Source organism: Streptomyces sp., assembly GCF_035644915.1.
Taxonomy (GTDB): domain Bacteria; phylum Actinomycetota; class Actinomycetes; order Streptomycetales; family Streptomycetaceae; genus Streptomyces.
Window position 1 is genome coordinate 1 of record NZ_DASQNP010000151.1, and the last position, 7,103, is coordinate 7,103.

A 7,103-nucleotide genomic window follows, 5' to 3' on the forward strand; every position below is an offset into this window, starting at 1 on the left:
ACCACCCACGGCACCGGCCTGGCCGGCCTCGCCGAACGCCTCGACTCCGTCGACGGCCTCCTCCTCATCGACTCCCCCACCGGCGGCCCCACCACCATCACCGCCGAACTCCCCTGGCGCGACCGCACCCCCTGACACCCGGAACGGAAACGTCCGGAAACCGGGCGCGCCGCGCGCATCCGCGGCCCCGTGTCCCGCCGCGCTCCGAATCCTGGAATGCTGAGGAGGCAGCAGGATTCGGACGACCTGGGGGCCGGAACAGTGGAAGACAGGGTGCGCGTGGTCATCGCCGAGGACTCGGTGCTGCTCCGGGAGGGCCTGACCCGCCTCCTGACCGACCGCGGCCACGAGGTCGTCGCGGGCGTCGGCGACGGCGAGGCGCTGGTCAAGGTCGTCGGCGAGATGGCCGACGCGGGGGAGCTGCCGGACGTGGTGGTGGCGGACGTGCGGATGCCGCCGTCGCACACCGACGAGGGCCTGCGGGCGTCCATCAGGCTGCGCGCCGCCCACCCGGACCTGGGCGTCCTGGTGCTGTCGCAGTACGTGGAGGAGCAGTACGCCACCGAGCTGCTGGCCGGATCCAGCCGGGGCGTGGGCTACCTGCTGAAGGACCGGGTCGCCGAGGTCCGCGAGTTCGTCGACGCGGTGGTCCGGGTGGCCCGGGGCGGTACGGCGCTCGACCCCGAGGTGGTGGCGCAGTTGCTGGGCCGCAGCCGCAAGCAGGACGTACTGGCGGGGCTCACCCCGCGGGAGCGCGAGGTGCTGGGCCTGATGGCCGAGGGCCGGACGAACTCCGCGATCGCCCGGCAGCTCGTGGTCAGCGACGGCGCGGTGGAGAAGCACGTCAGCAACATCTTCCTCAAGCTGGGGCTCGCGCCGAGCGACGGGGACCACCGCCGGGTGCTGGCCGTGCTGACCTACCTCAGGTCCTAGCCGCGTCCGCGTCCGGGCGCGGGCGCGGCTGCGGGGCCGCGGCGGGCGGTCCCGCAGCGGGTCCGGGACGGCCCGGAGCGGCTCGGGGGGATTTTCGAGAAGGGCTGAAACACAGCGCTTCGCACGGGTGTTGTCTCAACCGGACGTCCAATATGTGATCGTCCTGAGGAAGGTCACCCTTACCCACGTACGATGGCTGGCGAGCCGCCGCCTCAAGGGAGGTCCAGATTCCGTGACCAGCCAGGTCAGTAGCCCAGCCGATCAGCAGCGCTCGCCAGGCTCACCGGCCAAGGAGGTCCGGCGTCTGGAGCGGGTGATCATCCGTTTCGCCGGTGACTCCGGTGACGGCATGCAGCTCACGGGCGACCGGTTCACCTCCGAGACGGCGTCCTTCGGCAACGACCTCTCCACGCTGCCCAACTTCCCGGCCGAGATCCGGGCGCCCGCCGGAACGCTGCCCGGCGTCTCGTCGTTCCAGCTCCACTTCGCGGACCACGACATCCTCACCCCCGGCGACGCGCCGGACGTGCTGGTGGCGATGAACCCGGCCGCGCTGAAGGCGAACCTGCCGGACCTCCCCCGGGGCGCGGAGATCATCGTCAACACCGACGAGTTCACCAAGCGGGCGATGGCCAAGGTGGGGTACGCCGCCAACCCGCTGGAGGACGGCTCGCTGGAGGCGTACCGCGTCCACCCGGTGCCGCTGACGACGCTGACCCTGGAGGCGCTGAAGGACAGCGGGCTGCCCAGGCGGGACGCCGAGCGGGCGAAGAACATGTTCGCGTTGGGCCTGCTGTCGTGGATGTACCACCGGCCGACCGAGGGCACCGAGACGTTCCTGCGGAAGAAGTTCGCCAGGAAGCCGGAGGTGGCCGAGGCGAACATCACGGCCTTCCGGGCGGGCTGGAACTTCGGCGAGACCACCGAGGACTTCGCCGTCTCCTACGAGGTCGCCCCGGCCTCGGCGGCCTTCCCGCCGGGCACCTACCGCAACATCTCCGGCAACCTGGCCCTGTCCTACGGCCTGATCGCCGCCTCCCGCCAGGCGGACCTGCCGCTCTACCTCGGCTCGTACCCGATCACGCCCGCCTCCGACATCCTGCACGAGCTGAGCAGGCACAAGAACTTCGGCGTGCGCACCTTCCAGGCCGAGGACGAGATCGCGGGCATCGGTGCCGCCCTGGGCGCGGCCTTCGGCGGGTCCCTCGCCGTGACCACCACCTCCGGTCCCGGTGTCGCGCTGAAGTCCGAGACCATCGGCCTGGCCGTCTCCCTGGAGCTGCCGCTGCTGATCGTGGACATCCAGCGCGGCGGCCCCTCCACCGGCCTGCCGACCAAGACCGAGCAGGCCGACCTGCTCCAGGCGATGTACGGGCGCAACGGCGAGGCCCCGGTGCCGGTCGTGGCCCCGGCCACTCCCGGCGACTGCTTCGACGCGGCGCTGGAGGCGGCCCGGATCGCGCTGACCTACCGCACCCCGGTGTTCCTGCTGAGCGACGGCTACCTGGCCAACGGCTCGGAGCCGTGGCGGATACCGGAGCCCGACGAGCTGCCGGACCTGCGGGTGCAGTTCGCCACCGGCCCCAACCACACCACCGAGGACGGCACCGAGGTCTTCTGGCCCTACAAGCGCGACCCGCGCACCCTGGCCCGCCCCTGGGCCGTGCCGGGCACGCCGGGGCTGGAGCACCGCATCGGCGGCATCGAGAAGCAGGACGGCACGGGCAACATCTCCTACGACCCGGCCAACCACGACTTCATGGTCCGCACCCGCCAGGCGAAGGTGGACGGCATCGAGGTGCCGGACGTCGTCGTCGACGACCCCACCGGTGACGCGCGCCTGCTGGTGCTGGGCTGGGGCTCGACGTACGGCCCGATCACCGCCGCGGTGCGCCGGCTGCGCGCCGCCGGGGAACGCGTCGCCCAGACCCACCTGCGCCACCTCAACCCCTTCCCGGGGAATCTCGGCGAGGTGCTCAGGCGCTACGACAAGGTGGTCGTCCCCGAGATGAACCTCGGCCAGCTCGCCACCTTGCTGCGCGCGAAGTACCTGGTCGATGCCCAGTCCTACACGCAGGTCCGAGGCCTGCCGTTCAAGGCCGAGCAACTCGCCACCGTTCTGAAGGAGGCCATCGATGGCTGAGACCGCGACGGAGGCGCCCGTGCCGACCCCGGCGTTCGAGGCGCTCTCCCTGGTCCCCCGGGCCGAGGGCAAGCAGACCGTGAAGGACTTCAAGTCCGACCAGGAGGTCCGCTGGTGCCCCGGCTGCGGCGACTACGCCATCCTGGCCGCCGTCCAGAGCTTCATGCCCGAGCTGGGGGTGGCCAGGGAGAACATCGTCTTCGTCTCCGGCATCGGCTGCTCCTCCCGCTTCCCGTACTACATGAACACCTACGGGATGCACTCCATCCACGGCCGCGCACCGGCCATCGCCACCGGGCTGGCCACCTCCCGGCCGGACCTGTCGGTGTGGGTGGTCACCGGTGACGGCGACGCGCTGTCCATCGGCGGCAACCACCTGATCCACGCGCTCCGCCGGAACGTGAACCTGAAGATCCTGCTGTTCAACAACCGGATCTACGGGCTCACCAAGGGCCAGTACTCCCCCACCTCCGAGCTCGGCAAGATCACCAAGTCGACGCCGATGGGCTCCCTGGACGCGCCCTTCAACCCGGTCTCGCTCGCGCTGGGCGCGGAGGCGTCCTTCGTGGCCCGCACCGTGGACTCCGACCGCAAGCACCTGACGGGCGTGCTGCGGGCCGCCGCCGCCCACCCGGGCACCGCGCTGGTGGAGATCTACCAGAACTGCAACATCTTCAACGACGGCGCCTTCGACGTCCTCAAGGACAAGGCACAGGCGCAGGAGGCCGTGATCCGCCTGGAGCACGGGCAGCCGATCCGCTTCGGCGCGCCCGCCGAGGACGGCCTGGGCTCCAAGGGCGTGGTCCGCGACCCGGCCACCGGCGACCTGCGGGTCGTCGACGTCACCGCCGAGGGCATCGACGGGGTCCTGGTCCACGACGCGCACGCCGCCTCCCCGACCACGGCCTTCGCGCTCTCCCGGCTGGCCGACCCCGACACGCTGCACCACACCCCGATCGGGGTCTTCCGCGACGTACGCCGCCCGGTCTACGACACGCTGATGTCCGAGCAGTTGGAGAAGGCCGTGGAGCAGCACGGCAAGGGCGACCTCGCCGCCCTCCTGGCCGGCAACGACACCTGGACGGTCGTGGGCTGATCCGGCCGTCCGCCCCGTGGGAAGGGGCCGGTCCCGCCGTTCCGGGGGCCGGCCCCTTCCGCATGCCGCGCGGCGTGCCGCGCCGCCCGCGGCCGGCGCGCCCGGGACGGGCCACCGCATGTCAGTACCGTATGCCGGAACGGAAATGACAGGTGGGGCGTGCGGCGTTACCTTCGTCTGGTCGGCCGTCGCAGGGCCATCGCGGGGCCATCGCAGGAGGAGGAACGTTGGAGTCCAACGGAGAGCAGCGCACCGGTCTGTTGCTGGGCTTCGCCGCCTACGGGATGTGGGGCCTGCTCCCGCTCTACTGGCACCTGCTGGAACCGGCCGGCCCCGTCGAGGTCCTGGCCCACCGGATGGTGTGGTCGCTGCCCACCGCCCTGGTCGTCCTGGCCCTGCTGCGCCGCTGGTCGTGGGTGGGGCCGCTGCTGCGCGAGCCCCGCAGGCTCGGGCTGATCCTCCTGGCGGCCGCGCTGATCTCGGTCAACTGGTGGATGTTCATCTGGGCGGTCGCGGCCGACAAGGTCATCGAGGCGTCGCTCGGGTACTTCATCAACCCGCTGATATCCATCGCCCTCGGCGTCCTGCTGCTGCGGGAGCGGCTGCGCCCCGCCCAGTGGGCGGCCGTCGGCATCGGGGCGCTGGCCGTGGCGGTGATGGCCGTCGCCTACGGCCGGGTGCCCTGGCTCTCGCTCGCCCTGGCCTCCACCTTCGCCCTCTACGGGCTGTTGAAGAAGCGCGTCCGGCTGGACGGCGTGGCGAGCTTCGGCGCCGAGACGGCCGTGCAGTTCCTGCCCGCGCTCGGCATCCTGCTGTTCCTGGGGACGCGGGGCGAGGCGACCTTCGCCACCGAGGGGGCCGGGCACGCGGCGCTGCTCGCCTGCGCCGGACTGGCCACCGCGCTGCCGCTGATCTTCTTCGGCGGGGCGGCCGTACGGCTGCCGCTGTCCACGATCGGGCTGCTGCAGTACCTGGCGCCCGTCTCGATGTTCCTGCTGGGCCTGCTGGCCTTCGACGAGGAGATGCCGCCCGAGCGCTGGGCGGGCTTCCTGCTCGTGTGGACCGCTCTGTCCGTGCTGACCTGGGACGCCCTGCGCACCGCGCGCCGCTCGCGGGCGCGGTTGCGCCAGGCCGCGGCCAAGGCGGCGGCTTCCGCTTCCGCTCCTTCCTCCGCGGCGCCCGTCGATCCGCCCGCCGAGCCGTCCGCGACGGCCGCCGCCGTGGCGGACCGCCCGGCGGCGGCCGGGACGCCGGCGGACACCGCGAAGGGCTGAGCCCACCCGAACGGGCCCGCCGCCGGGGGGACCGGTGCCCCGCCCGGCGCGGGCCGCGGTGCGATCCGGAACGACGTCAACGCCCCATCGTCCGATAATCGAACACCTATGTCCGGATTCCGCCCTTGACGGTGCTTCTGCACCGCATCAGCATCATGCCCACGTCAACCCCCACGGGAGGCACTGATGCCCACACGCGCTGGACGGCGGAACCCCCGGAGATCCCCCCTGCGCCGCGCCGCCCTCGGCGCCGGACTGGCCGGCGCGCTCGCGGCCGGGCTGCTCACCTCGGCCGCCGCGCCGGCTACGGCCGGTCCCACCGCACCGGCCGCACCCGCCGCGGCGGCACCGGACATCCCGATCGCCAACGTCAAGGCCCATCTCTCACGACTCCAGTCGATCGCCACGGGCAACGGCGGCAACCGCGCCCACGGCCGCCCCGGCTACCGGGCGTCGCTCGACTACGTCAAGGCCGCGCTGGACGCCGTCGGCTACACCACCTCCGTACAGCAGTTCACCTCCGGCGGAGCCACCGGCTACAACCTGATCGCCGACTGGCCCGGCGGCGACCCCAACCAGGTGATCATGGCCGGCGCCCACCTGGACTCCGTCGGCAGCGGCCCCGGCATCAACGACAACGGCTCCGGTTCCGCCGCCGTCCTGGAGACCGCGCTCGCCGTCGCCCGCGCGGGACACCAGCCCGGCAAGCACCTGCGGTTCGCCTGGTGGGGAGCCGAGGAACTGGGCATGGTCGGGTCGCGGTACTACGTCAACAACCTCTCCTCCGCGGAGCGGTCGAGGATCGACGGCTACCTCAACTTCGACATGATCGGCTCGCCGAACGCGGGCTACTTCGTCTACGACGACGATCCGGCCATCGAGAAGGTCTTCAAGGACTGGTTCGCCGCGAAGGGCGTGCCGACCGAGATCGAGACCGAGGGCGACGGGCGCTCGGACCACGCCTCGTTCAAGAACGCCGGCATCCCCGTCGGCGGGCTGTTCACCGGCGCCAGCCGGCTCAAGACCACCGCCCAGGCGCGGAAGTGGGGCGGCACCGCCGGACGGGCGTTCGACCCCTGCTACCACTCCTCCTGCGACACCACCGCCAACATCGACGACACCGCCCTGGACCGCACCAGCGACGCCCTGGCCCACGCGGTGTGGACGCTCGGCGCGGGCACCGCCGCCCAGCCGGGCGGCGAGTTCGAGAACACCGCCGACGTCCCCATCCCCGACGGGGGCTCGGCCGTGGAGTCGCCCGTCTCCGTCACCGGCCGCTCCGGGAACGCCCCGAGCGCGCTGAAGGTCGGTGTCGACATCAGGCACACCTACCGCGGCGACCTCGTGATCGACCTGGTGGCACCGGACGGCAGCGTCCGGCGGCTGAAGGACTCGGACGACGACTCGGGCGACGACGTGGTCACCACCTACACCGTCGACGCCTCCGGCGAGACGGCCGACGGCACCTGGAAGCTCCGCGTCCGGGACGTCTACCGACAGGACACCGGCTACCTCGACGGCTGGAAGCTCACCTTCTGAGTCACCGGCCCCCGGTCGTCGGTCGAGGGTCGTCGGTCGGGGGCCGTCGGTCGGGGGCCGTCGGTCGGGGGCCGTCGGTCGGGGGCCGTCGGTCGGGGGCCGTCGGTCGGGGGCCGGG

Annotated in this window: 5 protein-coding genes and 1 pseudogene; all 6 read left to right on the top strand. The window is 72.4% G+C overall.

Annotated features, from left to right (window positions below):
• Positions 1 to 135, top strand: a pseudogene (locus VE546_RS16645) (sensor histidine kinase); the annotation flags it as partial.
• Between the two features lie 138 nt (positions 136 to 273).
• Positions 274 to 933: a response regulator transcription factor gene (locus VE546_RS16650; RefSeq protein ID WP_324923000.1), complete on the top strand. Its 660-nt coding sequence runs from the start codon at positions 274 to 276 to the stop codon at positions 931 to 933.
• Between the two features lie 232 nt (positions 934 to 1,165).
• Positions 1,166 to 3,076 (top strand): 2-oxoacid:acceptor oxidoreductase subunit alpha, encoded by a 1,911-nt coding sequence (locus VE546_RS16655; RefSeq protein ID WP_324923002.1) that lies wholly within the window; start codon positions 1,166 to 1,168, stop codon positions 3,074 to 3,076.
• Positions 3,069 to 4,172 (top strand): 2-oxoacid:ferredoxin oxidoreductase subunit beta, encoded by a 1,104-nt coding sequence (locus VE546_RS16660; RefSeq protein WP_324923004.1) that lies wholly within the window; start codon positions 3,069 to 3,071, stop codon positions 4,170 to 4,172. Before VE546_RS16655 ends, VE546_RS16660 begins: the two co-directional genes overlap by 8 nt.
• A gap of 284 nt (positions 4,173 to 4,456) precedes the next feature.
• On the top strand, positions 4,457 to 5,446 hold the full coding sequence (gene rarD / locus VE546_RS16665; protein ID WP_414720504.1) for an EamA family transporter RarD: 990 nt from the start codon (positions 4,457 to 4,459) through the stop codon (positions 5,444 to 5,446).
• Between the two features lie 186 nt (positions 5,447 to 5,632).
• Positions 5,633 to 6,985 (top strand): M28 family peptidase, encoded by a 1,353-nt coding sequence (locus VE546_RS16670; protein WP_324923007.1) that lies wholly within the window; start codon positions 5,633 to 5,635, stop codon positions 6,983 to 6,985.
• Positions 6,986 to 7,103 lie beyond the last annotated feature (118 nt).